Annotated in this window: 22 protein-coding genes; 10 read left to right on the forward strand and 12 right to left on the reverse strand. The window is 64.4% G+C overall.

The genetic code is table 11. From position 1 onward, the window contains the following. Positions 1 to 4: 4 nt before the first annotated feature. Complete coding sequence (lolA, locus tag FEZ61_RS07835; protein ID WP_007162303.1) at positions 5 to 628, reverse strand: outer membrane lipoprotein chaperone LolA; 624 nt, start codon at positions 626 to 628, stop codon at positions 5 to 7. Between the two features lie 17 nt (positions 629 to 645). Further along, positions 646 to 3,129, reverse strand: coding sequence for a DNA translocase FtsK (locus FEZ61_RS07840; RefSeq protein WP_173148133.1), 2,484 nt, complete (start codon positions 3,127 to 3,129; stop codon positions 646 to 648). A 255-nt stretch (positions 3,130 to 3,384) separates the two neighbouring features. Here FEZ61_RS07840 and aat point away from each other — a divergent pair, with 255 nt between their 5' ends. The 3 genes from aat (at position 3,385) to infA (ending at position 5,130) form a co-directional block, all read left to right on the forward strand. Then, entirely contained in the window at positions 3,385 to 4,074 is a 690-nt protein-coding gene (gene aat, locus FEZ61_RS07845) for a leucyl/phenylalanyl-tRNA--protein transferase (RefSeq protein ID WP_017641764.1), read from the forward strand. Positions 4,075 to 4,109: 35 nt separating this feature from the next. Further along, a complete protein-coding gene (locus FEZ61_RS07850) occupies positions 4,110 to 4,817 on the forward strand; it encodes an arginyltransferase (protein WP_017641763.1) in 708 nt (235 codons plus the stop codon). Positions 4,818 to 4,911: 94 nt separating this feature from the next. Continuing rightward, a complete protein-coding gene (gene infA, locus FEZ61_RS07855; protein WP_002553999.1) occupies positions 4,912 to 5,130 on the forward strand; it encodes a translation initiation factor IF-1 in 219 nt (72 codons plus the stop codon). A gap of 71 nt (positions 5,131 to 5,201) precedes the next feature. Here infA and clpA read toward each other — a convergent pair whose 3' ends face one another. Together clpA and clpS are read right to left on the reverse strand one after the other, a co-directional pair. Continuing rightward, positions 5,202 to 7,472, reverse strand: a complete 2,271-nt coding sequence (gene clpA / locus FEZ61_RS07860; RefSeq protein ID WP_017641762.1) for an ATP-dependent Clp protease ATP-binding subunit ClpA — start codon at positions 7,470 to 7,472, stop codon at positions 5,202 to 5,204. 48 nt (positions 7,473 to 7,520) lie between these two features. Then, positions 7,521 to 7,877: an ATP-dependent Clp protease adapter ClpS gene (gene clpS / locus FEZ61_RS07865; RefSeq protein WP_017641761.1), complete on the reverse strand. Its 357-nt coding sequence runs from the start codon at positions 7,875 to 7,877 to the stop codon at positions 7,521 to 7,523. A gap of 221 nt (positions 7,878 to 8,098) precedes the next feature. Between clpS and cspD the strand changes: the two genes are divergently transcribed. After that, entirely contained in the window at positions 8,099 to 8,374 is a 276-nt protein-coding gene (cspD, locus tag FEZ61_RS24600) for a cold shock domain-containing protein CspD (RefSeq protein ID WP_017641760.1), read from the forward strand. Between the two features lie 2 nt (positions 8,375 to 8,376). Here the strand turns inward: cspD and FEZ61_RS07875 are convergent, their stop codons facing one another. After that, positions 8,377 to 8,697, reverse strand: coding sequence for a SelT/SelW/SelH family protein (locus FEZ61_RS07875; protein ID WP_017641759.1), 321 nt, complete (start codon positions 8,695 to 8,697; stop codon positions 8,377 to 8,379). A 71-nt stretch (positions 8,698 to 8,768) separates the two neighbouring features. On the opposite strand from FEZ61_RS07875, the gene FEZ61_RS07880 reads away from it, so the two are divergent. After that, complete coding sequence (locus FEZ61_RS07880; protein WP_017641758.1) at positions 8,769 to 10,967, forward strand: patatin-like phospholipase family protein; 2,199 nt, start codon at positions 8,769 to 8,771, stop codon at positions 10,965 to 10,967. Here FEZ61_RS07880 and FEZ61_RS07885 read toward each other — a convergent pair whose 3' ends face one another. From FEZ61_RS07885 to recQ, 3 genes are all read right to left on the reverse strand, one after another. Continuing rightward, positions 10,968 to 13,175, reverse strand: coding sequence for a FimV/HubP family polar landmark protein (locus FEZ61_RS07885; protein WP_173148135.1), 2,208 nt, complete (start codon positions 13,173 to 13,175; stop codon positions 10,968 to 10,970). Between the two features lie 240 nt (positions 13,176 to 13,415). Beyond that, positions 13,416 to 13,850 (reverse strand): MarR family transcriptional regulator, encoded by a 435-nt coding sequence (locus FEZ61_RS07890; protein ID WP_017641756.1) that lies wholly within the window; start codon positions 13,848 to 13,850, stop codon positions 13,416 to 13,418. 73 nt (positions 13,851 to 13,923) lie between these two features. Next, positions 13,924 to 16,062 (reverse strand): DNA helicase RecQ, encoded by a 2,139-nt coding sequence (gene recQ, locus FEZ61_RS07895; RefSeq protein WP_017641755.1) that lies wholly within the window; start codon positions 16,060 to 16,062, stop codon positions 13,924 to 13,926. A 162-nt stretch (positions 16,063 to 16,224) separates the two neighbouring features. Between recQ and FEZ61_RS07900 the strand changes: the two genes are divergently transcribed. Together FEZ61_RS07900 and FEZ61_RS07905 are read left to right on the forward strand one after the other, a co-directional pair. Further along, the gene (locus tag FEZ61_RS07900) at positions 16,225 to 16,809 is read left to right on the forward strand and encodes a YecA family protein (RefSeq protein ID WP_173148137.1); all 585 of its coding nucleotides are present in this window, start codon (positions 16,225 to 16,227) and stop codon (positions 16,807 to 16,809) included. Positions 16,810 to 16,812: 3 nt separating this feature from the next. Then, positions 16,813 to 17,211 (forward strand): YbaN family protein, encoded by a 399-nt coding sequence (locus tag FEZ61_RS07905; RefSeq protein WP_068383999.1) that lies wholly within the window; start codon positions 16,813 to 16,815, stop codon positions 17,209 to 17,211. Positions 17,212 to 17,274: 63 nt separating this feature from the next. Here FEZ61_RS07905 and FEZ61_RS07910 read toward each other — a convergent pair whose 3' ends face one another. The 4 genes from FEZ61_RS07910 to FEZ61_RS07925 all read right to left on the reverse strand — a co-directional run bounded on the left by FEZ61_RS07910 (position 17,275) and on the right by FEZ61_RS07925 (position 20,755). Beyond that, a complete protein-coding gene (locus FEZ61_RS07910; RefSeq protein WP_173148139.1) occupies positions 17,275 to 17,451 on the reverse strand; it encodes a hypothetical protein in 177 nt (58 codons plus the stop codon). 57 nt (positions 17,452 to 17,508) lie between these two features. After that, positions 17,509 to 18,120 (reverse strand): DTW domain-containing protein, encoded by a 612-nt coding sequence (locus FEZ61_RS07915; protein ID WP_068383997.1) that lies wholly within the window; start codon positions 18,118 to 18,120, stop codon positions 17,509 to 17,511. A gap of 62 nt (positions 18,121 to 18,182) precedes the next feature. Continuing rightward, on the reverse strand, positions 18,183 to 19,748 hold the full coding sequence (locus FEZ61_RS07920) for a PAS domain-containing methyl-accepting chemotaxis protein (RefSeq protein WP_173148141.1): 1,566 nt from the start codon (positions 19,746 to 19,748) through the stop codon (positions 18,183 to 18,185). 104 nt (positions 19,749 to 19,852) lie between these two features. Next, positions 19,853 to 20,755 (reverse strand): LysR family transcriptional regulator, encoded by a 903-nt coding sequence (locus FEZ61_RS07925; protein ID WP_017641749.1) that lies wholly within the window; start codon positions 20,753 to 20,755, stop codon positions 19,853 to 19,855. Positions 20,756 to 20,891: 136 nt separating this feature from the next. Here FEZ61_RS07925 and speB point away from each other — a divergent pair, with 136 nt between their 5' ends. The 3 genes from speB to FEZ61_RS07940 all read left to right on the forward strand — a co-directional run bounded on the left by speB (position 20,892) and on the right by FEZ61_RS07940 (position 24,925). Further along, complete coding sequence (speB, locus tag FEZ61_RS07930) at positions 20,892 to 21,842, forward strand: agmatinase (RefSeq protein ID WP_173148142.1); 951 nt, start codon at positions 20,892 to 20,894, stop codon at positions 21,840 to 21,842. A 135-nt stretch (positions 21,843 to 21,977) separates the two neighbouring features. Next, positions 21,978 to 23,483 (forward strand): cytosine permease, encoded by a 1,506-nt coding sequence (locus tag FEZ61_RS07935; protein WP_173148144.1) that lies wholly within the window; start codon positions 21,978 to 21,980, stop codon positions 23,481 to 23,483. 104 nt (positions 23,484 to 23,587) lie between these two features. Next, positions 23,588 to 24,925: a sodium:solute symporter gene (locus tag FEZ61_RS07940; RefSeq protein WP_173148146.1), complete on the forward strand. Its 1,338-nt coding sequence runs from the start codon at positions 23,588 to 23,590 to the stop codon at positions 24,923 to 24,925. Positions 24,926 to 24,955 lie beyond the last annotated feature (30 nt).

The raw sequence follows: 24,955 nt of genomic DNA on the forward strand, positions 1-24,955 counted from the left end.
GCGATCACTCCTGGATGACGTCGGCTCCCTTGGGCACCTGGAAGGTGAACTGGGACGCGGCCACCGGCTCGTTGAGCTTGACGTTGAAGAAGAGGATGTTGGTTCTCTGACCGGCACCGTCGATCAACTGCATGTCGTTGATCACGCCATTGCGGAAGGACAGCCGCAGGCTGTCGAACAGGGTGTCCTTGGTCTTGGGCTTGAGCACGAAGTCGACGACGTTGCCGGCGTCCTTGCTGGTGACGTCGAAGCTGCTTTCGATCTTGGAGATGTCACCCGACAGCAGCAGCGCCGGCGTCTGGGTCAGGCGCAGGTCCAGCTTGCGGATGGTGACCTGCTCCAGGTCCGGGTCGTACAGCCAGACCTGCTTGCCGTCGGACACCAGCAGTTGCTCCTGGGGCGCATCGGAATGCCAGCGGAACAGCCCGGGACGCTTGAGGCTCATGTTGCCGGCGGTTTCCTGCAGCCGGGTACCCGAACCATCCAGGGTCAGCTGGGAAAAACGCGCGGTCAGGGTCTGGGCCTTGTCCAGCAGTTGCGACAGGCGACCCACCGACGCCTGGTCGGCATGGGCGGAAAAGCTTACAGCGGCCAAGGCGGCCAAGGCGAAGCAACGCAGCTTGTGCATCGAAGTCCTCATGGATGTCAGTCTCTCACCGGAGCAGGCGCTGTGACCTCGCGCGAACCGTTGGTGTTCATGGGCGATACGACACCGGCCATTTCCATGGTTTCGATCATCCGTGCCGCCCGGTTGTAACCGATCTTGAGCTTGCGCTGAACCGCGGAGATGGACGCCCGCCGGCTCTCGGTGACGAAACGCACCGCTTCGTCATAGAGCGGATCGTCCTCGTCGCTCTCCCCGCCTTCGCCGCCACCACCGTCGAAGCCCGCACCACCGCCCTCGTCCGGGCCGCTGAGGATGTCTTCGATGTAGTCGGGTGCGCCCCGCTCCTTCCAGGCCTCGACCACGCGATGGACCTCGTCGTCGGACACGAAGGCGCCATGGACCCGGATCGGCAGACCGGTACCCGGCGGCAGATAGAGCATGTCGCCGTGACCGAGCAGCTGTTCGGCGCCGCCCTGGTCGAGAATGGTCCGGGAGTCGATCTTGCTCGACACCTGGAAGGCCATCCGCGTGGGGATGTTGGCCTTGATCAGACCGGTGATGACGTCCACCGAGGGGCGCTGGGTGGCCAGGATCAGGTGGATACCGGCCGCTCGCGCCTTCTGCGCGATCCGCGCGATCAGCTCTTCGACCTTCTTGCCGACGATCATCATCATGTCGGCGAATTCGTCCACCACCACCACGATGGTCGGCAGTGTCTTCAGCAGCGGCGCCTCGTCGTCCATGCTCTCGCGACGATAGAGCGGATCGGTCAGCGGCGTACCCGCTTCCTCGGCGTCCTTCACCTTGCGGTAGAAGCCGGCCAGGTTACGCACGCCCATGGCCGCCATCAGCTTGTAGCGCCGCTCCATCTCCGCCACGCTCCAGCGCAGGGCGTTGGCGGCTTCCTTCATGTCGGTCACGACCGGGCAGAGCAGGTGTGGAATGCCCTCGTAGATCGAGAGTTCCAGCATCTTGGGGTCGATCATGATCAGGCGCGCGTCTTCCGGACTCGACTTGAACAGGATCGACAGCAGCATGGCGTTCACGCCCACCGACTTACCGGAGCCGGTAGTACCGGCCACCAGCAGGTGCGGCATCTTGGCCAGGTCGGTGATGACCGGCTTGCCACCGATGTCATGACCCAGGGCCAGGGTGACGGGCGACTTGGCCGCCGCGTACTCGGGCGACTCGAGCACCTCGGAGAAACGCACCATCTGGCGATCTTCGTTGGGAATCTCGATACCCACGGTGGTCTTGCCGGGAATGACCTCCACCACCCGCACGCTGAACACGGCCAGCGAACGCGCCAGGTCCTTGGCCAGGTTGGAAATACGACTGACCTTGACGCCAGCCGCCGGCTGAATCTCGAAGCGGGTGATCACCGGACCGGGATGGACGCTCTCCACGATCACTTCGACGCCGAACTCCTTGAGCTTGACCTCGAGCAGGCGCGACATGTTCTCGAGGAATTCCGGCGAATAGCTCTGCTGTTTCTTCTCGGCGCGATCCAGGATCGACAGCGGCGGCAGCGTACCTTCCAGATCCGCGTCGACCCGGACCACGGCGGCCGCCGGCGAATAGGGCGCGGGGGCCGGTGCTGGCGCCGTCTTGCGTGGCGGCGGCGTGGGCGCGGCGACATTGGCAGGCGCTGGGACAGGCGCGGCAGCCACAGGCGCGGACTCGGGTGCTTCGGCGACAAAGCGACTGGGCGCGGGCATCTCGATGCGCGGCGCGGCGCGCTCCACCCGTGGGGGCGGTGCGATGTCGAGCAGGTCATCCAGGTCGTCGTCGGCGACCGGAACCGGCACTTCGCGGGCCTTGCTCTTGCGCGCAACCGGCGGCGACACCGGCTCGTCGAAGGTGTCCAGCTCCGGGGCCTGACGGCGACCGCCGGCCAGGCGGCTGAAGCCACCCTGCACCAGATCCAAGAGATCCAGCACCACCTTGCCGGTGAAATCCATCACCTTGAACCAGGACAGATCGGTAAAGACCGTCAGTCCCAGCAGGAAGAGCGCGAGGAACAGCAGCGTACTGCCCTGGACATTCAGGGCGGCGACCGACAGCTGCCCGAGGCTCTCGCCCAGGGCACCGCCCGCCGATGCCGGCAGGGCGGACACGGCATGGAAATGAATGTAAGCGAGCACCGAACCCGAGATCACCAGCAGCACCAGGCCGGTCAGGCGCCAGGAAAACAGCCAGCCGCTCCACTCCCAGGGCAGATGCCGCTTACGGAAGATCTGCCAGGTCTTGACGGCGAGCAGGACGGGAAACACGAAGGCGAAATAGCCGAGTGCCATGAACAGCACATCGGCCAGCCAGGCGCCGGCGCGGCCAGCGGTGTTATGGACCTGGTCGATGCGACTGGTGTGGGTCCAGCCCGGATCGGAAGGGTCGTAGCTCAGCAGAGCCATGAGTAGATACAGGCACAAGGCGGCCAGTGCGATGAGCACCACCTCCTTGAGACGATAATGCAGATGCTCACGCCATTGGTTGACGTGGCTGACAGAACTGGATTGCTTCAAGCGCGCTTTTCCCGCACACGGAACGTGTGACCGTGAATCAAAAACAGTGCGCCATTCTAGATCGTCCGGGCCCTGGTTCTACAGTCCCGCAACGAAACATGGCACGATAGCGGACGGTCGTACCGGAACCGCCTTCAGGCACAACATTGGAGCATTCTTTCGTTGTCCTGACAAAGAGTTATGACGATTTCTTGAGCTTGTTACGCACAAGCTCATACCCTCAGCTTCCTGTATCAGAAGGCGCCCTCCCCTACCATGGTGAAATGGCTGACCCGCGAAAGCCCTGACTTCCCGCCCCTGCAGCAGGCGTTGCGCGAACCCAACGGCCTGCTGGCGATCGGCGGCGACCTGAGCGCGGCGCGCCTGGTCAATGCCTATCGTCACGGCTGCTTTCCCTGGTATCAAGCTGGCCAACCCTTGCTCTGGTGGTCGCCGGATCCCCGTACGGTGCTCTTCCCGCCGGACCTGCATGTCTCCCGCAGTCTGGCGAAGACCCTGCGCAAGACCCCACTACGCGTCACCTACGACCAGGCCTTCGCTCAGGTGATCCTGGCCTGCGCCGGTCCGCGACGCGATGCCGACGGCACCTGGATCACCGCGGAAATGCGCCAGGCTTACCAGGAATTGCATGCCCAAGGCTGGGCCCATTCCGTGGAGGTCTGGGACGGCGATCAGCTCGTCGGCGGGCTCTATGGCATCGCCATGGGCAAGCTATTCTTTGGCGAGTCCATGTTCAGCCATGTCGACAACGCTTCCAAGATCGGCTTCGTGACCCTGGTACGGGATCTGGCGGCCTGGGGCTTCGTGATGATCGACTGCCAGATGCAAACCGCACATTTGCAGAGCCTGGGCGCGAGCAGCCTGTCACGGGAACGCTTTGCCGATTACCTGGCCAAATACCTGGATCAGGCCAGCATGGCCGCCTGGCCTACCTCCTGCGGGTGACTTACACTCAGGCCAGGCTTATGTAGAGATTCGACATGACCGAGCTGGCGAGACTCAAGTTTTACGCAACCCAGCCTCACGCTTGCAGTTACCTGCCCAACGAGCAGGCGACCACGCTGTTTCTCGACCCCTCGCAGCCCATGAACGGTCAGATCTACGCCGAGCTGTCCGAGCTGGGCTTTCGCCGCAGCGGCGATCATCTCTACCGCCCCCACTGCCAGCTCTGCAAAGCCTGCGTTCCCGCGCGCATTCCCGTCGCTCGTTTCCGCCCTAGCCGGAAGCAGAGTCGAGTGCTCAAGCGCAACCTCGACATCAAGGTCACCCGCTGCGACCCGGGCTTTACCGAGGAGCGTTACCAGCTGTACGCCCGCTACATCAGCGAACGCCACGCCGACGGTGACATGTTCCCGCCGAGTCGAGGCCAGTTCTCCACCTTCCTGGTCAGCCATCTGCCCTACGCCTTCTTCTACGAGATGCGCGTCGAGGACCGCCTGATCGGTCTTGCCGTCACCGACGTGCTGCCCAATGGCATGTCGGCGGTCTATACCTTCTACGACCCCAGCGAAGAAAAGCGCAGCCTGGGCGTGTTCGGCATCCTCTGGCAGATCGCCGAAACCCGCCGCCTGGGGCTGAATGCGGTTTATCTCGGTTATTGGATCAAAGGGTGTCGCAAGATGTCCTATAAGACCGAGTATCGCCCCATAGAGCTCTTCGTCAACCAACGCTGGGTCGCCCTGGCCTGATGAAATAGCGCTTTTTCTGAATTTCTGTCAGAATATGGGCCTTTTTCGCCCGGACTGCTCTGGGCCTATCTTGTCACCGAGGGCTTTTCTATATATGTCGAAAGAAGACAGCTTCGAAATGGAAGGTACTGTCGTCGACACCCTTCCCAACACCATGTTTCGCGTGGAGTTGGAAAATGGGCACGTCGTCACCGCGCACATCTCCGGAAAGATGCGTAAGAACTACATCCGCATCCTGACGGGCGACAAGGTTCGCGTGGAACTGACGCCTTACGATCTGAGCAAGGGCCGGATCACCTACCGCGCGCGCTAAGCGGATCCTTTCATGAAAAAGCCCGGCTATGCCGGGCTTTTTCATGAGCGATTGTAAATCGCGACCTGCCCTCAGGCAGGTTCGGCCGTGGTCTCGAACTCGAATTCCAGCTCGTCATCCACCGCATCGATATGAACGATGCCGCCATGGTCAGCCAGTTCCCCGAACAGGATCTGCTCGGCCAGCGGCCGCTTGATCTTGTCCTGGATGAGCCGCGCCATGGGACGAGCGCCCATCTGCACGTCATAACCCCGTTCCGCCAGCCAGCCACGGGCAGCATCGCTGACTTCGAGCTGTACACGCTTGTCTTCGAGTTGCGCCTGGAGTTCGGTGAGGAACTTGTCGACGATGCTCTTGATGACCTCGGTGCTCAGGCGGCCGAACTGAATGATGGTATCCAGACGGTTGCGGAACTCCGGCGTGAAGCTCTTCTTAATGACTTCCATGGCATCGGTGGTGTGATCCTGCAGCGTGAAGCCAATGGACGCGCGTGAAGCGGTTTCGGCGCCAGCGTTGGTGGTCAGGATCAGGATCACATTACGGAAGTCGGCTTTACGGCCGTTGTTGTCCGTCAGGGTGCCATGGTCCATGACCTGCAGCAGCAGGTTGAACACTTCCGGGTGAGCCTTCTCGATCTCGTCGAGCAGGAGCACGCAGTGGGGGGTCTTGGTGATGGCCTCGGTCAGCAGACCGCCCTGATCGAAACCGACATAACCGGGAGGTGCACCGATGAGACGGGACACGGTATGCCGCTCCATGTACTCGGACATGTCGAAGCGTACCAGCTCCACACCCATGGCCTTGGCCAGCTGCCGCGCCACCTCGGTCTTGCCGACACCCGTAGGCCCGGCGAAGAGGAAGGAGCCGACCGGCTTGTCCGGCGATTTCAGACCGGCACGAGAAAGCTTGATGGCGGTGGACAGGGATTCGATGGCCAGATCCTGACCGAAGACGGTCAGCTTGAGATCGCGCTCCAGGTTGCGCAGCAGCTCCTTGTCGGAGCTGTTGACGGTCTTGGGGGGAATCCGTGCGATCTTGGCGACGATGTCTTCGACCTGCTGGACATCGATGCGCTCGGCACGCCGGTCTTCGGGCTGCAGGCGCTGGTAAGCACCGGCTTCGTCGATGACGTCGATGGCCTTGTCGGGCATGTGCCTGTCGTTGATGTAGCGCGCGGCCAACTCGGCTGCTGCGCGCAGCGCCTCATCGGTGTACTCGATGTGGTGGTGCTGTTCGAAGCGCCCCTTGAGGCCACGGAGGATGCCGTAGGTGTCATCCACCGACGGCTCGACGACATCGACCTTCTGGAAGCGCCGCGCCAGTGCCCGGTCCTTCTCGAAGATGCCGCGGAATTCCTGGAAGGTGGTCGAGCCGATGCAGCGGATCTCACCGGAGGACAGCAGCGGCTTGAGCAGGTTGGAGGCGTCCATCACCCCACCCGAGGCAGCCCCGGCACCGATGATGGTGTGGATCTCGTCGATGAAGAGCACCGCATGGGGGCGCTTCTTCAGTTCCGCCAGCAGTGCCTTGAATCTCTTTTCGAAATCGCCGCGGTACTTGGTACCCGCCAGCAGGGCGCCAAGATCCAGGGAATAGACCACGCTGTCGGCCAGCAGGTCAGGCACCTGGCCATCGACGATGCGCTTGGCCAGGCCTTCGGCGATGGCGGTCTTGCCGACGCCTGCCTCACCCACCAGCAAGGGATTGTTCTTGCGGCGACGGGCCAGGATCTGGGCGACGCGCTCGACTTCCTGCTCGCGACCGACCAGCGGATCGATACGACCCTGACGGGCCTGCTCGTTGAGATTGCTGGCATAGGCTTCGAGCGGATTGTTGGAGGAGCTGGGCTCGGCACCCTCCTCTTCGGCCGCATCCTGGTCCTGCTCGGCTTCGGGCGCAGCGCCGGGGACCTTGGAAATACCGTGGGCGATGAAGTTGACGACGTCGATCCGGGCCACGCTCTGTTGCTTCAGCAGAAACACCGCCTGGCTTTCCTGCTCACTGAAGATCGCCACCAGCACATTGGCGCCGGTCACTTCGCGCTTGCCCGAACTCTGCACATGAAAGACTGCGCGTTGCAGGACGCGTTGGAAGCCCAGCGTCGGCTGGGTCTCGCGCTCGTCATCCTGCTGTGGGATCAGGGGCGTGGTGGAATCTATGAATTCCAACAGATCGCGGCGCAGGCGATCGATGTTGGCGCCGCAGGCTCTCAACACGGTGGCGGCCGCTTCGTTATCCAACAGCGCCAGCAGGAGGTGCTCAACGGTCATGAATTCATGACGCTTCGTCCTCGCCTCCTTGAAGGCGAGATTCAGGGTGACTTCGAGCTCACGATTCAACATAGCTTCACCTCATAGCCCAAGCAGCACAGTAGCCCAAGCAGCACAGATCTAACTTTCGATTTCGATTTCACACAACAGCGGGTGGTTGCACTCCCTCGCATATTGATTGACTTGCATGGCCTTGGTTTCAGCGACATCGCGAGTAAATGTTCCGCAGACCGCCTTTCCCTGGGTATGCACGGTAAGCATCACCTGGGTAGCGGCCTCGCGGTTCATGCTGAAATAGCTCTCCAGCACCTCTACGACGAACTCCATGGGGGTGTAGTCATCGTTATACATCAGAACGCGATATCTGGCTGGCCGTTTTAGCGCAGGTTTTGCCTCCTGCACCGCCAGGCCACCGTTGTCGCCGTCCTGATGTTGGTTGTCGTCCGCCGCCAGTCGGATGGGGTCGATTACACGCATTCTGATCGATTCCGAATTACGGGATGAATAGCAGGAAAAAAAGAGCTTGATCCACGTCTCAGCCGCCTAGTGCCTCGCCTTGACTAAGGCTGAAAGGGTGTTACAAACATCCTGTACCGACGAGGTACCAAGGGTTCCGTTGTAGTGGCGTCTGTGTGGATTCACTGGAACTGTAGTCGAATGATACTCCAGGCTTGGAGTCCTTTGCAGAGGGAGCCGGTATGCTCAGTGGCAAGGTCAAATGGTTCAACAACGCCAAAGGATATGGCTTCATCGTTGCAGATAACAGTGATGAAGACCTATTCGCTCATTACTCGGCCATTCAGATGGACGGTTACCGCACACTGAAGGCGGGCCAGGCGGTCAACTTCAATATCGTTCAGGGCCCCAAGGGCCTGCACGCCGTCGAGATACGCGCGGCCGAAGTGAGCGCACCTGCCGCTACGCCGGCCACCAACGCTCTCGATGTACGGGACACGGTCAGTACGGAAGCCTGATCTCACGCCCCCTCGGGGGCGCCATCTCCCCCGTCGCGCCGCTGCCCTTCGCCGTGACCCAGATCGCGTTCCGGAAACATCAGGTCCCTGACCCGGTTCTTCAGCGTTCTGGCGTCGGGAAAGCCGCCGTCTCTCTTGCGCTCCCAGAGCACCTCCCCGCCACAGGCGATCTCAAAGACGCCACCGGTTCCCGGTAGCAGCGTCACCCCACCCAGATCGGTACCGAAGGTGCTGAGCAGTTCCTGAGCCAGCCAGCCCGAGCGCAACAACCATTGGCACTGGGTACAGTAGTGGATGGTGATGAAGGGTTTGGCGTCCGCCACGGTACACCTCGCAAGGCCTGGGTTCCCTATAATACGCAGCCCCCGATCCTGTCCGCCATGTGGTCCATCCTATGCGCCCGTTGCTGCTGGTTGCCTGCCTTCTGCTGTCCACTCTGGCCTGGAGCGCGCCGCCGACCAAGGTCGGACTGGTGCTGTCCGGCGGTGCCGCGCGGGGACTGGCGCATATCGGCGTGCTCAAAGCCCTGGAAGAACAGGGCATTCAGGTGGATGCCATCGCTGGCACCAGCATGGGTGCGGTGATCGGCGGACTCTATGCGGCAGGCTACAGCGCCGAGGAGCTGGAACGCATCGCCCTGGAAATGGACTGGGGCCAGGTGCTTTCCGACCAGCCACCGCGCAAGGACGTGCCCTTTCGCCGCAAGCAGGACGACCGGGATTTCCTGATCAAGCAGAAGCTCAGCTTTCGTGACGACGGCACCTTGGGCCTGCCCATCGGCGTGATCCAAGGGCAGAACCTGGGGATGATGCTGGAAAAGCTGTTCGTACATACCAGTGACACCCGGGATTTCAATCAGCTGGCTATCCCCTTTCGCGCCGTGGCCACGGATATCACCAGCGGCGAGAAGGTGGTCTTCGACCATGGCCACCTGCCCCGGGCCATTCGCGCCAGCATGTCGATTCCGGCGGTGTTCGCCCCGGTGGAGATCGATGGCCGCCTGCTGGTGGATGGCGGCATGGTCGACAACATTCCCATCGATGTCGCCCGTGAAATGGGTGCGCAACGAGTGGTCGTCGTGGACATCGGCACCCCCCTGCTCAAGCGCAAGGACCTGACCACGGTACTGGACGTGCTCAATCAATCCACCACCCTGATGACCCGCAACAATTCCCAGGCGCAGCTGGCGACGCTGGGCAAGCAGGACCTGCTCATCCAGCCGCCGCTGGCCAGCTATACCAGCGCCGACTTCAGCGAGGTCAAGGCACTGATCGATGCGGGCTATCGGGCTACCATGGCCATGGCCAGCGAACTGGCGGTACTGCGCAGGAATGCGCCGAGCGAGCCGTCCTCGGCGGTGGCTGCCGCCCGGTCGCCCAGCAGCCGGACCCCGGTCATTGATGCCATCCGCATCGAGAACGACTCCAAGGTAGAGGACGAGGTCATCCGTCACTACATCCGTCAGCAGCTGGGAGAGCCGCTCAATGTCGAACGCCTCCAGGACGACATGAGCACGCTCTACGGCCTGGACTACTTCGACCAGGTGGAATACCGCATCCGTCGGGACGGGCCCGGTGACAATGTGCTGATGATCTATGCCCGCGGCAAGCGCAGCGGCACGGACTTCCTGCGGCTGGGCCTGAACCTGTCGGACGATCTGCGGGGCGACAGCGCCTTCAACTTCGGCGCCAGCTATCGCATCAACGGCCTCAATCGCCTGGGCGGCGAATGGCTGACGCGGGCCCAGATCGGCGATCACCAGGAGCTCTACAGCGAGTTCTACCAACCTCTGGATGTCGGTTCACGTTACTTCATCGCGCCCTACGTCGGTGGCGAGGCACGCAATATCGAACAGCTGGAGCGCAATCACCCCATCGCCGAGTACCGTCGTGAACGCTATGGCTTCGGCCTGAACCTGGGCCGGCAGATCGGCAACAAGGCCGAGGTGCGGCTGGGCATCGGCCACGACTGGGGTAGTACCAAGGTGCATGTCGGACCGCGTGACACCCCGGAGGAATCCTTCACCGAAAGCTTCTATGAGCTGCGCTATTCCCTGGACGATCTGGACGACGTGAACTTCCCACGTGAGGGCCAGGACTTGGCGTTGACACTCAAGCAATTCGATCCCAGTCTGGGCTCCGACTCCCGCTACCGGCAGCTGGACCTGCACCTGAACAAGGCGCTCAGCTATGGCTACAACACCTTCGTGATCGGGGGCGGCCTGGGCCGCACCCTGTCGACCGACAGCGATACCAATGTGGTGACCAGCAGTTTCCTGCTGGGCGGCGCCTGGCAGCTCTCGGGCTATCGCCAGGACGCCTTGTCTGGCCAGAACTACGGCCTGGCGCGGCTGATCTATTACCACCAGCTCACCCAGCGTTCACTATTCCCGCTGGACACCCCGGTCTACCTAGGCGGCAGCCTGGAACAGGGGCGCATCTGGAATCGAGACGACGACTATGACAGCGGCAACATCAGCGCCGCCAGCCTGTTCCTGGGCCTGGACACGCCACTGGGACCGCTCAAGTTCACCTATGGCCTGAGCGACCAGGGCGAGCATGCGTTCTACATCAACCTGGGCAACAGCTTCTGATCACGCGATACGGGAGAGCAGCATTTCCGCTCGCTCGCGCTGGCTGTCACTGCCCTCGCTGACGATCTCCTGCAGCAGCGAGGTGGCATGCTGAAGGTCGCCTTGGTCGAGACAGGCCTCGGCCTCGGCGAAGCGTCGGGCGATGTCGTCGGTCATGAAGTGCTCGTCGAGACTCATGTCCAGCTCCAAGACCGCCGGCAACTCGCCCAGCCCCTCAGGAAAGTCGTCTTCCAGGGTGATCTCCAGGGCATCGGCCTGCTTCCAGCCGGAATCGGCGTCCAGCTCCTCGGTTAGGGCGATGGCTTCGTCGAGGCTCAGGTCGGCCAGATCCAGATCGTAGTGCTCCTCGGTCACCGGCGCGGGTACCGCCGGCTCGGCGAACTGCAATTCCGCCGACCATTCGCTGGCCGGCGCATCGAAGGCTGGCAGGTCGAGGTCCAGATCGTCCTCTAGCAGGGGCTCCACCGGATCGGCGGACATCCCGGGAAACTGGGCATGCAGGACCGCCAGACTCGCCGCCACGCCTCCCAGCGCCAGAAAACGCTGTTCGTGCTCCCTGAATGCCGGAGCCTCGCCCAGGGTGGCCAGCACCCGGAGTAGCAGCAGCCGCAGATCCTGGCGCCGATCATCTTCGGCCAGGCCGCTTTCCAGCACTTCCCGCGCCTGGCCGTAGCGGCCATAGGCGATGTAGATCTCCGCACGACCGGCATGATCGTCGACCGGCGCCGGGCTGGCGGCGACGGCTGTGGGCTTGGCCTTCGACTTGGCGATCACCGGCTGAGTAGCGGCCAGCACAGGCTCAGGCAAGGGCTCGACCATTTCGACACTTTCGACGTCACCCGCGTCGTCGAAGACGACGTCTTCCGTCTGCCGCCGGCGCCACCAGAGCACACCGGCCAGGGCCAGCAGGGCCGCGCCACCCGCTAACAACAGCGAGCGCAGTGACAACAGACCTTCGTCGGTGCTGCCCGCGGTAGGACTGGAGGCGACGGGCGCCGCCTGAGCGGCAGGGCTTTCCGGTGCCGGCGTCGCGGGTACGGGCGTCGGCGTGGCCAGGGCCACCGAACGCGCCTGCTTCAATTGCTGCTGCAGACCTTCACGGTCCTGCTGGAGCTGCTCGATCATCACCTCTTTCTGTGCCAGCAATGCGTCGTAACGCTCCTGCAGCTGGGTCAGCTGACCTTCCAGGTCGCCAACCTGACGCCCGAGGTCCTGCGTCACCAGCAGGGGCTTGGTGTCTTCGGCAGAGCTTCCGGCCGGCTGCGGCGCCGCTACTGGAGGCGCCACTGATTCCGGTGCCGGTGCCAGCGCAGCGACGGGTGCTGCGGCCGGTGCTGGCGCAGCAGGTGCAGGTCCCGGTGCCAGGGCGGGCGCCGTGGCGACTGGTGCGGCGGGTACCGGGCTGGGTGCGGGCGGCGTGGTCCTGGCGACTACCCGCTGCCGCGGCGCAGGTTCGCTGACACCCACGGGCAGGCGCAGGCGCTGACCGGCCTTGAGTCGTCCGGGATCATTGTTGGCGAAGGACGCCGGGTTGAGGGCGAACAGATCGGCCATGAGCTGCTCGACCGATCGATTGGCCATTGGCCCCAGGCGCTTGGCGATGCTCCAGAGGGTATCCCTGGGACGCGTCTGGTAAACGCCCTCCCCAGCGGATAGGTCTGGCGAGGGCGCCAGCCCCTGGCGCGGTGCAGATACGGTTTGGCGGACCACCGGATCGGCGGCCGGGGCAGCGGCGCGAGCGGACGCCGCCTGGACGCGCGCCGGGGCGGTACTGGCGACGCTGGTGGGCGTGCCACCACTGCGCGGTGGATCCACCAGCAGGGTGAATTCGCGCAGCTGCTTGCCACCCGGCTGCTCGAGCTGAACGATGAAGCCCAGATAGGGCTCGACCAGTGAGCAGCGGGAGGTCACTTCGACATAGCTGCCCGCCGCCGTGCGCAGGTGCGGAGTGAACTTCAGATCGTCGAGGAACTGGGTACGATCCACACCGGCTTGTGCGAACGCCTCGTTCGCCGCAAGGTGGATGCGGAAGTCCCCGGCATCGGCATCGCCGAGGTTGACCAGCTCGATCCGTGCACGCAGGGGTTCGTTGAGAGCTGACTGCAGGGTGATGCCCCCCAGGCCGAGCGCGAGCGCCGCTTGAGGAAGAGTGGTCAGCGCAGCGGCCGACAGGATGACAAAGGCAAGGGGACGGCGTTTCGCGACCATGGATACCGCTGCGTCAGGTATTCGAAGAAACCGGTGTTTTAGCGCGGTGGCTCACAAAAATCGCCTCCGCCACGCTGGAACGTAGCATCGATACCGACAGACGGCAAACCGATGACCAGCAGCGCGAAAAGGACGGCTGCGGATGGGATGGAGCGCTAGCGGCGATGCCAGACGCTCCGGCCAGATCCAGTACCTGTGCTGGGTGGAGGTACCCGGACGGAGCGAGCCGCCAGACGGCGGTCAGCCGCGCTCGAGATTGGCGAGGACGCGCTGATGCACCTGCTGGCAGATGGCGATCTCTTCATCGTCGAGACCACTGAGCAGCTCCTTGCGCAGGGCCTCGGCGATGGTCTCGATCTTCTCGATCAGCGGACCGGCTTCCTGGGTCAGCATGATGCGCTTGGCACGACGGTCCTCGGTGACCGCCAGGCGCTTGACCAGCCCCTGCTTTTCCAGGCCATCCAGCAAGCGGGCCAGGGTCGGCCCCTCGATACTGATGCTCTGGGCCAGTTCACGCTGGGTGGGCTGGACCCCCTTCATCCGCGCCAGGTTCAGCAACACCTGCCAGCGCGCCTGAGACAACCCCAGGTGACTCAGGCGACGGTCGAGCTCGGCGCGCCAGGCACGGGAGACATGAAAGATCTGGCGGCCGAACAGGTGTGGATCGGTAGTCATTCAGGCTAAACCTTGTACTTGGATTTTCTCATTATTCTGGGTGTAGGCCCTGCGGAGCAACCGCCGTCCTCAGCTAGTCGGCCAACTCGGCCTGCAGGGCAGCCCGCACACAGTACAGCGCGCCACTGGTCACCCGCCCTTCGAAACGCGGGGCGATCTGGGCTACCGGCGGCAATTCGCCTTCGTCTTCGAGGAAGGCATCCTGGATTTCCGCCAGCAGCTCCTCCGGCAGGTCCAGGGCCTGCTCCAGAGCGATCTGCTGTTGGGCAATGGCTTCGGCCAATAGTGCATAGACATTCTTTTCAGAGCAATTCAGTTGGCGCGCGGCCTGCTCCGGGGTCATGCCGGCGCGTACCAGCGTCAGCACCTCGTGACGCACGTCGGCGACCGGAGCCGGCGCCGCGCCACCGTCATTGAGAGCGTCGAGAAAGGCCTGGCCATAGCGCTCCAGCTTGCGGGCACCCACACCGCTGACGCGACTCATCTCGTCCAGCGAGCGCGGCTGGCTGCGCAGCATCTCCAGCAGGGTGGCGTCGGGAAAGATCACATAGGGCGGTACCGAGTGCTCTTCGGCCAGCTTGCGTCTCAGGGTGCGCAACACTTCCCACTGCTCGCGTTCGTCGGCACGTACCAGCTGGCTGGCGGCGCTGGCCGAAGAGCCGCTGCTCGTGCCACGCCCGCGCTGAGGCTTGGGATCACGACGCAATTCGATGCGGACTTCGCCGCGCAGCAGGGGTCGGCAGCTTTCGGTCAGGCGCAGGCCGCCATAGCCGTCGACGTCCACCTCGGCCAGGCCACGGGCGACCAACTGGCGGAACAGGGTGCGCCACTCGTCTTCGCCGCGCGCCTTGCCCAGGCCGAAGACCGCCAGGCGTTGATGGCCAAGACTGACGATCTTCTCGGTCTCGCGACCGAGCAGGATGTCGACCAGGTGCCCTACCCCGTAGCGCTGACCGCTGCGGTAGATGGCCGACAGCGCCTGGCGCGCCGGCTCGGTGGCATCCCAGGTCTCGACGGTGTCGATGCAGTTGTCGCAATGGCCACAGGGCTGCGGCAGGTGCTCGTCGAAATAGGCCAGCAGCACTTGGCGCCGGCAGCGGGTTTCTTCGCACAGGGCCAGCATGGCTTCGAGCTTGTGCCGCTCGATGCGCTTGTGGCGCTCGTCACCTTCGGAGTTCTGCATCATCTGCCGCAACAGCAGTACGTCCTGCAGGCCGTAGGCCATCCAGGCGTCGGCGGGCAGGCCATCCCGCCCGGCGCGACCGGTTTCCTGGTAGTACGCCTCCAGGCTCTTGGGCAGATCGAGGTGGGCGACGAAGCGCACGTTGGGCTTGTCGATACCCATGCCGAAGGCGATGGTGGCCACCATGATCAACCCTTCCTCGTTGAGGAAACGCTTCTGGTTGGCGGCGCGGACGTCGTTGGGCAGGCCAGCGTGATAGGGCAAGGCGGGGAAGCCCTGATTGCTGAGCTGCTCGGCCACCTCCTCCACCTTCTTGCGCGACATGCAGTAGACGATGCCAGCATCACCGCGACGCTCGGCGAGAAAGGCCAGCAATTGCTTGCGCGGCGCTTCCTTGGGCACGATGCGGTAGAAGATGTTGGGGCGATCGAAGCTGGAGAGAAAGCGCTCGGCCTCTTCCAGGTGCAGGCGACTGGCCATCTCCTCACGGGTGCGGGAATCCGCGGTGGCGGTGAGCGCCAGGCGCGGCACGTCGGGGAAGTGTTCGGCCAGTTGGCCGAGCTGCATGTATTCCGGGCGGAAGTCATGCCCCCACTGGGACACGCAGTGGGCTTCGTCGATGGCGAACAGGGCGATGGGCAGGCGCTTGAGGAAATCCAGCATGCGCGGCTGCACAAGGCGCTCGGGCGCTAGATAGAGGAGCTTGATCTCACCGCGCTCCAGCTGCGCGGCGACGGATCTCTGCTGTTCGCCGGTCATGGTGGAGTTGAGCGCGGTCGCTGACACGCCCAGTTCCAGCAGGGTGGCGACCTGGTCGTCCATCAGCGCGATCAGCGGCGAGACCACCACGGCCACGCCGGGCCGCAGGAGGGCCGGCACCTGGTAGCACAGGGACTTGCCGCCGCCCGTGGGCATCAGCACCAGCGCATCGCCACCGCTGGCCACACGCTCGATGATCCGGGCCTGGTTGCCACGGAACGCGTCGTAGCCAAAGACGTCTTTAAGGATGCGCAGCGCAGGTTCTGACATGAAGCCTCCTCGAATGGAAAGGCCATTATACGGATGCCGAGGTCGCTGCGGCGGTGCTTTTCCGTCGGCCGGCCCCGGGTCGTCAGGTTCGACGTGACCCGGGCGCTCGTCTACAATTCCGGCCGTTCTGCCCTTTCGAATCCTTTCCGAGGTAAGTAGCCGATGTCCTTCGCCGAACAATTGACCCGTCTGCGCGATTTTCTCGATGCAGACGATCTGCACGAAGAAGCGCTCGACTACGTAGCCGCCCATGGCTACCTGACCGCCCTGTCCATTTGCCCGGAAGAGGTTCCCGAACGCGAGTGGATCGATGCCCTCTTCGCCGAACCGCCGCAGTATCGCGATGCCGCCCAGCAGGAAGAGATCGAGCGCGCCCTGGTGCAGCTCAAGGCGCACATCCTGCGCGTGCTGGGCAGTGACGAAGAGCTGGACCTGCCCTGCGACCTGGAACTCGGCCCCGAGCCGGACGACTCCGAGCTGCGCGGTTGGTGCATCGGCTTCATGGAAGGCGTGTTCCTGCGCGAAGCCGTGTGGTTCGAAGACGCCGAAGACGAGGTCAGCGAGCTGCTGCTGCCGATCATGGTCGGTTCGGGCCTGTTCGATGAACAGCCGGAATTCGCCGAGATCGCCCAGGACCGCCGCCTGGTGGCCGACATGATGGTGCAGATTCCGGAATTGCTGACCCAGCTGTTCCTGCTCTGCCATTCCCCCGAAGAAAAGCCGGCGCTGCTCAAGCCGCGTCACTGAGCGATGGACGAGGCCACTCCCAGACCCCGCCAGCGCAAGGGCTGGGTCCGCTACCTGCTGCTGGGCCTCGGCTGGCTCAGCGTGGCGCTGGGCATCATCGGCGCCTTTCTGCCGCTGCTGCCCACCACGCCCTTCCTGCTGCTGGCCGCGGCCTGCTTCATGCGCAGTTCGGAGCGCTTCTACCTGTGGCTGATCAACCACAGGTGGCTGGGACCCTGGGTCAAACCCTACCTGGAAGGCGACGGCATCCCCCTCAAGGGCAAGGTCTACGCCATCGTCGCCATGTGGATCAGCGTGGGTTTTTCCTGCTGGCTGGTGCCCTATGTCTGGGCACGGGTGGCGGCCTTCACCAGCTGTGCGGCGGTAACGGTCTACCTGCTCAAGCAGAAGACCCGGCGCTAGCCGATAGGCATGAAAAAGGGCGATCAGTGATGATCGCCCTTTTTCATGGGTGACGCCGTGGCGTCAGGCGGCGCGGGCCATGGGGGTTGGCGGCGCCTGATCGGGGACGGTGGGCTCGCCCGGCTCGCTGGGCTGGATGGGCGCCGGATCGGGCTGATCGGGTTCGCCACCCGCGCGGGGCAGACCAAAGGCGGCAAGGCTGGCGAATTCGTCGTGCGAATGGATCGGGAAGCGGGACATGGCGTGATTCCTCTGCTGGCTCTCTAGGTAGAGTGGTCCGACACCCGGGTAATTCCCCTAGTCACGCTGCTCCGGTCCGCCATGATTGCGTGCAAAGGTTTCCGGCCCCATGGCGGCGATCTGGCCGTCGATCAGCGCCTCGAAAGGCGCGAGCAGCGCATCGAAGCGGCGCGGCGCCTCCAGCGCATTCAGCGCCGCCACCACGGCCTCCACGGTCGATAGCGCATCCGGCGCCGGGGCCTTGCGCACCCGGTAGCGCGAAGGGGCGCCAGGCGGCAGGGTGAGCCTGGGCAACGCGGCCAATAGCGGATTGGCGTGCAGCAGCAGCCGTGCCTTGCGCCAGGTGCCGTCGGGAATCACCAGCAGCCGTTTCGACTCGATCTTAGCCGGGGGTGGCACGAGGTTCACCGTGAGCGCTTCGGGGCCGGGAAACAACAGCCAGGCATCATGATCGGCGAGCCAGAGCGGCAGGTCGGCAAAGGTCTCGCCGATCTCCAGTTGCGCATTGCTGAGCCCGAGGGCGACCAGACGTGCGGTGTTGAGGGGATGGCGCCGCTCGCTGGGATGCTGCAGCAACAGCACCCGCGTGCGACTGGCCAGCGCAGGGATCAGCGCGCACAGGCAGAGCGACAGGGGACGCTGGCAGCGCGCGCAAGCGGGACGGGACATCAGGGCTTCCAGAGCGAATCGAGGCGGCGATCATACCGGATCGCCGCCGCCCTCCCCGCGACTCAGCGATTGAAGCGGGCGGTGAGATCGTGCAGGTAGTCGGCCATGCCTTCCAGCTCGCGACTCAGTTCCGAGCCGCGGCGGGCCTGGGCGGAACTGTGGTCCGAGAGATCGGCGATGCGGCTGATCTGCCGATTGATGTCTTCGGACACGTGGCTCTGCTCCTCCACCGCGGTGGCCATCTGCTGGCTCATGGCGGTGATGAGGCTGACCGATTCGCTGATGCCTTCCAGGGATTCGCGTACCGCTGCCGAATGGCGTTCGCTCTGGCGCGAGGTCTCCTCGCCGCGACTGGCGGTGGCTACGGCGCGGTCGGCATTAGCCTGCAGATTGGCGATGATCTGGTGGATCTGCTCGGTGGACTCGCGGGTACGGGAGGCCAACGAGCGGACCTCGTCGGCCACCACCGCGAATCCGCGACCGGCTTCACCGGCGCGGGCGGCCTCGATGGCGGCGTTGAGCGCCAGCAGGTTGGTCTGTTCGGCGATGGCGGTGATGACATCGGCGACGCTGCCGATGCTCTGGGTGGAGCTGGCCAATTCGCCCACTGCCTGGCCGATGTCGCTGACCGCCGCGCCGAGTTCACGCATGGAGGTCAGGCTCTCTTCAGCCTTGTCGCGTCCGGAATGTACCATGTTCTCCGCGTTGGCGGCGGCCTGGGCGGTTTCCTGGACGTTTTGCGAGACCTCGTGGATGGTGGAGGTCATCTGGGTGATGGCGGCGGCGGATTGATCGGTCTCATGGCGCTGCTGTTCCAACAGCTCCGCCCCGGACTGGGACAGCTGCGAAGACTCGCGGGCCTTCTGGCGCACGCTGTCGCCAACGTCGGCCAGACGCGTCAAGGCGGTCTGCAGACGCGCGGCTTCGCTGTGCAACGCGAGGTCCAGACGCGCTGGGGCGCCGATCTGGTCGCTGTAGGTCGGCGCAACCACATCGCTGGAGAACATCTTGGGATGATCGGCGAGAATGCGCTCGATACTGGCGCGCTGGCGATACAGCTGGTGGGCACTGACGCCCAGCAGGGCGGCGACGATAAGGGCTGCCTGAGCGGTGTCGTCCAGGAGGAAGTGACCGCCCAGGATGCCGCCGGCGGCCGCCACGGTCGACCAGCAGGCGGAGATGGCGCTGGTCAGGCGACGGATCCGGGGCACGGGTGCCTTGCCGGCATTGATCCGGGCATAGAGCTCGCCGGCGCGGCGCACCTCATTGGCACTGGGCAGGGAACGCACGGATTCGTAGCCGATCACCCGCCCCTGTTCCAGGATCGGCGTGACGTAGGCACTGACCCAGTAGAAGTCGCCGTTCTTGCAGCGATTCTTGACGATGCCCATCCACGGCTTGCCCTCCTTGAGGGTCGCCCACATGTGGCCGAATACGGGCGGCGGCATGTCGGGATGACGCACCAGGTTGTGCGGACTGCCGATCAGCTCCTCCCGCGTATAGCCACTGATGGCGATGAACGCTTCGTTGCAGTAGGTGATGTTCCCCTGCAGGTCGGTGGTGGAGATGAGTCGTTCTTCTTCCTTGAAGGTACGGCCCTGTTGGGTGACCGGCAAATTCGTGCGCATGCGGGTGCCTTATCTAGCAGGTTATCTACTCCGTGGGACATCAACCATTTAAATGGTGGCTAATTGCCCGCACAGGTGAAAACGGTAACCCTTTGGTTATCGTCCTAGTCGCTATCGGCATGTTGCATCTGGGCTTTAAGGATGCGTTGAAAACTTTGGATAAGTGGCTCGCGACCCCGCCCTCGGCGGGTGATGAGGGAGAACGGCGCCTGATAGCCGAAGGTCGCCGGTTGCAGCGCCTTGAGGCGCCCCTGGTCGACCCAGGCATGGACATAGTGCTCCGGCAGGTAGCCGATATAGGCGCCGGAGAGGATGAGGATCAGCTGGGCCTCCATGCTTTCCACGGTGGCGGCGCTTTCCTTGAAGCCATGGCGTGCCAGCTCAGCCTGGCTCCAGTAGCCGCGCCGCACCATGCGCTGGCGGGTGATCACCTCGGCGGGAATGCGCCGTTCCGGGAACAGCGGATGACGATCGCTGCAGTAGAGCCAGTGCTGCTCGCGATACAGCGGCTGGTAGACCACCCCGTTCATGCGCGCGGAAAAGGCACCCACCGCCAGGTCCAGCCGTCCTTCGAGCACGCCCAGCTGCAACTCGTAGGGACTGGTCACCGCCAGATGCAGGTGGACGCCGGGATAGTCGTGGGTATAGCTGCCGATCACATCGGCCAGCGGCAGCGCCGGCTCGCTGGACAGTGAATCCAGCACGCCCAGGTTGAGGGTGCCGCTCAACTCGCCCTTGAGGGTGGTGGCATAGCGTTCGAAGCCTTCGATCTCGCCCAGGATGCGTAGCGTCTCCTGGTGAAAGAGTTCGCCCTTGCTGGTCAGGGCGAAGCCGCCACGGCCGCGATGACAGAGGGTGACCCCGAGCTGACCTTCCAGCTGGCTCATGTAGGTGCTGATGGCCGAGGTGGACAGGTTCAGTTCCTGCTGCGCCGCGGCGAAGCCCTGGTGGCGTACCACGCAGGCGAACAGCTTGAGCAGGCGGATGTCGTGGAGGGCATTGGCCATGGCGGACTCCCGGTGGACGCGGCCCGGCAGTCTAGCCATTAGTTCAGAAATCTCTGAAGTGATTTTTTGCCCGCGCCGATTCTTCGCCTGTCAGTGACTTTGCACAATCGGGTCATCAGCACAACGAGGATGACCCGTGGAAAAGATCCTGCACCAGCCGCTGGGCGGCAACGAGATGCCCCGCTTCGGCGGCATCGCCAGCATGCTGCGGCTGCCCCACCTCGCTTCCCCGGCCGGACTCGACGCCGCCTTCATCGGCATCCCCCTGGACATCGGCACCTCGTTGCGCTCCGGCACCCGCTTCGGACCGCGGCAGTTGCGCAGCGAATCGGTGATGATCCGTCCCTACAACATGGCCACCGGCGCGGCGCCCTTCGACTCCCTGAGCGTCGCCGATCTGGGCGACGTCGCCATCAATACCTTCAACCTGCTGGACACGGTGCGGCTGATCGAGGAGCACTACGACCGGGTGCTGGAGCACGATGTCACCCCCCTCACCCTGGGCGGCGACCACACCCTGACGCTGCCCATCCTGCGGGCCATGAAGAAGAAATACGGCAAGATCGGCCTGGTGCACGTGGATGCCCATGCCGACGTCAACGAGCACATGTTCGGCGAGAAGATCGCCCATGGCACCACGTTCCGCCGCGCCGTGGAAGAAGGCCTGCTGGACTGCGACCGGGTGGTGCAGATCGGCCTGCGGGCCCAGGGCTATGCCGCCGACGACTTCGACTGGTGCCGCGAACAGGGCTTCCGGGTGGTGCAGGCCGAGGAGTGCTGGCATCAGTCCCTGACCCCGCTGATGGCCGAGGTGCGCGAGCGGGTGGGCGGCGGGCCGGTGTACCTGTCCTACGACATCGACAGCATCGACCCGGCCTGGGCGCCAGGCACCGGTACCCCGGAGATCGGCGGGCTAACCACCATCCAGGCGCTGGAAATCATCCGCGGCTGCCGCGGCCTCGATCTGGTGGGCTGTGACCTGGTGGAGGTGTCGCCGCCCTACGACACCACCGGCAACACCGCCCTGCTCGGCGCCAACCTGCTCTACGAGATGCTCTGCGTGCTGCCGGGGGTGACATACCGCTAACCCCTTCGGTGCGGTGACCCGCCATGACGGTCGCCCACCCGCTGTCTTTCGCTGCCGAACACCGGCGGGCTTCTGGCCCGCCGACAACAAGAACGCGGGCCCTGCCCTGCGTATAACCGTGTCGAGGCGTCATCCATGGACCATCATGACGGCATCACCCGTATCGAAACCTTCGGGGTCGAGCAGATTCCCGACCACGAACGCCATGCCACCCCCTTCGATCTCTTCCGCCTGATCTTCGGTGGCGCCAACACCTTCGCCACCGCCGTCCTGGGTAGTTTTCCGATCCTATTCGGCTTGTCGTTCCAGGCCGGGGTGCTGGCCATCGCAAGCGGGGTCCTGTGTGGCGCGCTGATCCTGGCGCCCATGGGTCTGTTCGGCGCGCTCAACGGCACCAACAACGCCGTCTCCTCCGGCGCTCACTTCGGCGTGCATGGGCGTATCGTCGGCTCCTTTCTCTCCCTGCTCACCGCCATCGCCTTCTTCTCGCTGTCGGTGTGGAGTTCCGGCGACGCCCTGATAGGCGGGGCGCAGCGCCTGGTCGGGCTGCCGGAAAACGCCCTGACCCTGGGCCTGGCCTACGGACTGTTCGCCATGTTGGTGCTGACGGTCTGCCTCTATGGCTTTCGCTTCATGCTGTGGGTCAACAAGATCGCCGTGATCAGTGCCAGCCTGCTGTTCCTGCTCGGCATCCCGGCCTTCGCCGGCAGCTTCGATGCCAGTTACGCCGGCACCCTGCGACTGGGCGAGCCCGGCTTCTGGGCCGCCTTCATCGGCGCGGCGCTGGTGGCCATGAGCAATCCGGTGTCCTTTGGCGCCTTTCTCGGCGACTGGTCGCGCTACATTCCCCGGCAGACGCCACGCCGACGCATCCTGCTGGCGGTGATCGCGGCTCAGACCGCCACCCTGATTCCCTTCCTGTTCGGCCTGGCCACCGCCTCCCTGGTGGCGGTGCAGGCCCCCGCCTATATCGCGCAGAACAACTATGTGGGTGGCCTGCTGGCCATAAGCCCCACCTGGTACTTCCTGCCGGTGTGCCTGCTGGCGGTCATCGGTGGCCTGTCCACCGGCACCACGGCGCTCTATGGCACCGGCCTGGATCTCTCCAGCGTGCTGCCACGGTTGTTGACCCGGGTACGGGCGACCCTGCTGATCGGCCTGGCGGCCATCGCCTTCATCTTCATCGGGCGCTTCAGCTTCAACCTGGTGCAGAGCGTCTCCACCTTCGCGGTGCTGATCGTGACCTGCACCAGCCCCTGGATGGTGATCATGATCCTGGGCCTGCTGGTACGCCGCGGTTTCTACTGCCCGGACGACCTCCAGGTGTTCACCCGTGGTGAGCGCGGTGGCCGCTACTGGTTCCACCACGGCTGGAACTGGCGCGGCATGGGCGCCTGGATTCCCAGCGCCCTGCTCGGGCTGGCCTTCGTCAACCTGCCCGGCCAGTTCGTGGGCCCCCTGGGCGCGCTGGCCGGCGGCATCGATCTGAGCCTGCCCCTGGCCCTGGGCAGCGCCGCCCTGCTCTACCTGGTCCTGCTCCTGCTGTTCCCGGAACCGGTTGCCGTCTATGGCCCGGCCGGTGCACGGCGCCCCAGACGCCGGCGTGCCCGCGCAACACCTCCAGGCATCCGCGCCGCCTGATCCCGAACCCTGTCACGGGGCCGGCGCGCCCGGCCTTGCTCAGCCCTACAAGAGATCCTGTCAATGATCCTGATATTTCCGTCGTCCTGGCCTATGCCCTGGCCATGTTGTTGCTCGGCTGGTACGGCATGCGCCGTGCCCGCAATCAGGAGGAATTCCTCGTCGCCGGCCGCAACCTCGGTCCGGCCTGCTACCTGGGCACCATGGCCGCCACCGTACTGGGGGGAGCCGCCACCGTGGGCACGGTGCGACTGGGCTACGTCCATGGCCTGTCCGGCTTCTGGCTGTGCGCCATGCTGGGCGGCGGCATCCTGGTGCTCAACCTGTTTCTCGCCAAGCCACTGCTGAAGCTGCGCATCTATACCGTGACCCAGGTGCTGGAACGGCGCTACACGCCTCTGGCGCGCCAGGCCAGCGCCGCCATCATGTTCGTCTATGCGCTGATGCTCAGCGTGGTCTCGGTGCTGGCCATGGGCACGGTGATCCAGGTGCTGTTCGAGTTGCCCTTCTGGAGCGCCATTCTGCTCGGCGGCAGCGTGGTGGTGATCTATTCCACCATCGGCGGCATGTGGTCGCTGACGCTGACCGACATCGTCCAGTTCGTCATCAAGACCGCAGGCCTGATGTTCGTGCTGCTGCCCATCTGCCTGACCCGGGTCGGCGGCTGGGACGCCCTGGTGGCCAAGCTGCCGGCCAGCGCCTTCGCCCTGACCAGCATTGGCTATGACACCATCTTCACCTATTTCCTGATCTACTTCTTCGGCATCCTGATCGGCCAGGACATCTGGCAGCGCGTCTTCACCGCGCGCAGCGAAGGCGTGGCGCGAGTGGCGGGCAGCCTGGCCGGCGTCTATTGCGTACTCTATGGTCTGGTAGGTGCGCTGATCGGCATGTGCGCCCGGGTGCTGCTGCCGGACCTGGGCGATGCCAACAACGCCTTCGCCGCCATCGTCCGCAGTACCCTGCCGGACGGCATCCGCGGCCTGGTGATCGCCGCCGCGCTGGCCGCCATGATGTCCACCGCCAGTGCCGGACTGTTGGCGGCCTCCACTACCCTGACCGAGGACCTCCTGCCCCGGCTGCGTGGCGGCAAGGCCTCGACCCTGGGCATGGCACGTGGTTTCACCCTGCTGACCGGCCTGGCCGTGCTCGCCGTCGCCTTACTGGTGAATGACGTCATCGGCGCCCTGACCCTGGCCTACAACCTGCTGGTGGGCGGCATCCTGGTGCCGTTGCTCGGTGCCATCCTCTGGCCGCGCGCGACCACGGCCGGAGCGCTGGCGAGCATGCTGCTGGGCTCGATCGCGGCCATCGTCTTCATGCTCAAGGACGGCCTGGAGGCGAATACGCCGATCTATTTCAGCCTCGGCCTGAGTCTGGTCAGCTTCGTGCTGGTGAGTCTGCTCACGGCGCGTACCCAGGTGGCGCCGCGGCCTGCGTGATCGACCGCTGCTGCGCGAGCGCCATGACGA

This window comes from Pseudomonas sp. MS15a(2019) (assembly GCF_013277805.1).
GTDB classification, from domain to species: domain Bacteria; phylum Pseudomonadota; class Gammaproteobacteria; order Pseudomonadales; family Pseudomonadaceae; genus Chryseomonas; species Chryseomonas benzopyrenica.

What these genes read in the sequence shown, in the direction of transcription:
- lolA (WP_007162303.1), bottom strand. Translation starts at nt 628, where the DNA reads ATGCACAAGCTGCGTTGCTTCGCCTTGGCCGCCTTGGCCGCTGTAAGC.
- aat (WP_017641764.1), top strand. Translation starts at nt 3,385, where the DNA reads ATGGTGAAATGGCTGACCCGCGAAAGCCCTGACTTCCCGCCCCTGCAG.
- FEZ61_RS07850 (WP_017641763.1), top strand. Translation starts at nt 4,110, where the DNA reads ATGACCGAGCTGGCGAGACTCAAGTTTTACGCAACCCAGCCTCACGCT.
- infA (WP_002553999.1), top strand. Translation starts at nt 4,912, where the DNA reads ATGTCGAAAGAAGACAGCTTCGAAATGGAAGGTACTGTCGTCGACACC.
- clpA (WP_017641762.1), bottom strand. Translation starts at nt 7,472, where the DNA reads ATGTTGAATCGTGAGCTCGAAGTCACCCTGAATCTCGCCTTCAAGGAG.
- clpS (WP_017641761.1), bottom strand. Translation starts at nt 7,877, where the DNA reads ATGCGTGTAATCGACCCCATCCGACTGGCGGCGGACGACAACCAACAT.
- cspD (WP_017641760.1), top strand. Translation starts at nt 8,099, where the DNA reads ATGCTCAGTGGCAAGGTCAAATGGTTCAACAACGCCAAAGGATATGGC.
- FEZ61_RS07880 (WP_017641758.1), top strand. Translation starts at nt 8,769, where the DNA reads ATGCGCCCGTTGCTGCTGGTTGCCTGCCTTCTGCTGTCCACTCTGGCC.
- FEZ61_RS07885 (WP_173148135.1), bottom strand. Translation starts at nt 13,175, where the DNA reads ATGGTCGCGAAACGCCGTCCCCTTGCCTTTGTCATCCTGTCGGCCGCT.
- FEZ61_RS07890 (WP_017641756.1), bottom strand. Translation starts at nt 13,850, where the DNA reads ATGACTACCGATCCACACCTGTTCGGCCGCCAGATCTTTCATGTCTCC.
- recQ (WP_017641755.1), bottom strand. Translation starts at nt 16,062, where the DNA reads ATGTCAGAACCTGCGCTGCGCATCCTTAAAGACGTCTTTGGCTACGAC.
- FEZ61_RS07900 (WP_173148137.1), top strand. Translation starts at nt 16,225, where the DNA reads ATGTCCTTCGCCGAACAATTGACCCGTCTGCGCGATTTTCTCGATGCA.
- FEZ61_RS07905 (WP_068383999.1), top strand. Translation starts at nt 16,813, where the DNA reads ATGGACGAGGCCACTCCCAGACCCCGCCAGCGCAAGGGCTGGGTCCGC.
- FEZ61_RS07910 (WP_173148139.1), bottom strand. Translation starts at nt 17,451, where the DNA reads ATGTCCCGCTTCCCGATCCATTCGCACGACGAATTCGCCAGCCTTGCC.
- FEZ61_RS07915 (WP_068383997.1), bottom strand. Translation starts at nt 18,120, where the DNA reads ATGTCCCGTCCCGCTTGCGCGCGCTGCCAGCGTCCCCTGTCGCTCTGC.
- FEZ61_RS07920 (WP_173148141.1), bottom strand. Translation starts at nt 19,748, where the DNA reads ATGCGCACGAATTTGCCGGTCACCCAACAGGGCCGTACCTTCAAGGAA.
- FEZ61_RS07925 (WP_017641749.1), bottom strand. Translation starts at nt 20,755, where the DNA reads ATGGCCAATGCCCTCCACGACATCCGCCTGCTCAAGCTGTTCGCCTGC.
- FEZ61_RS07935 (WP_173148144.1), top strand. Translation starts at nt 21,978, where the DNA reads ATGGACCATCATGACGGCATCACCCGTATCGAAACCTTCGGGGTCGAG.
- FEZ61_RS07940 (WP_173148146.1), top strand. Translation starts at nt 23,588, where the DNA reads ATGTTGTTGCTCGGCTGGTACGGCATGCGCCGTGCCCGCAATCAGGAG.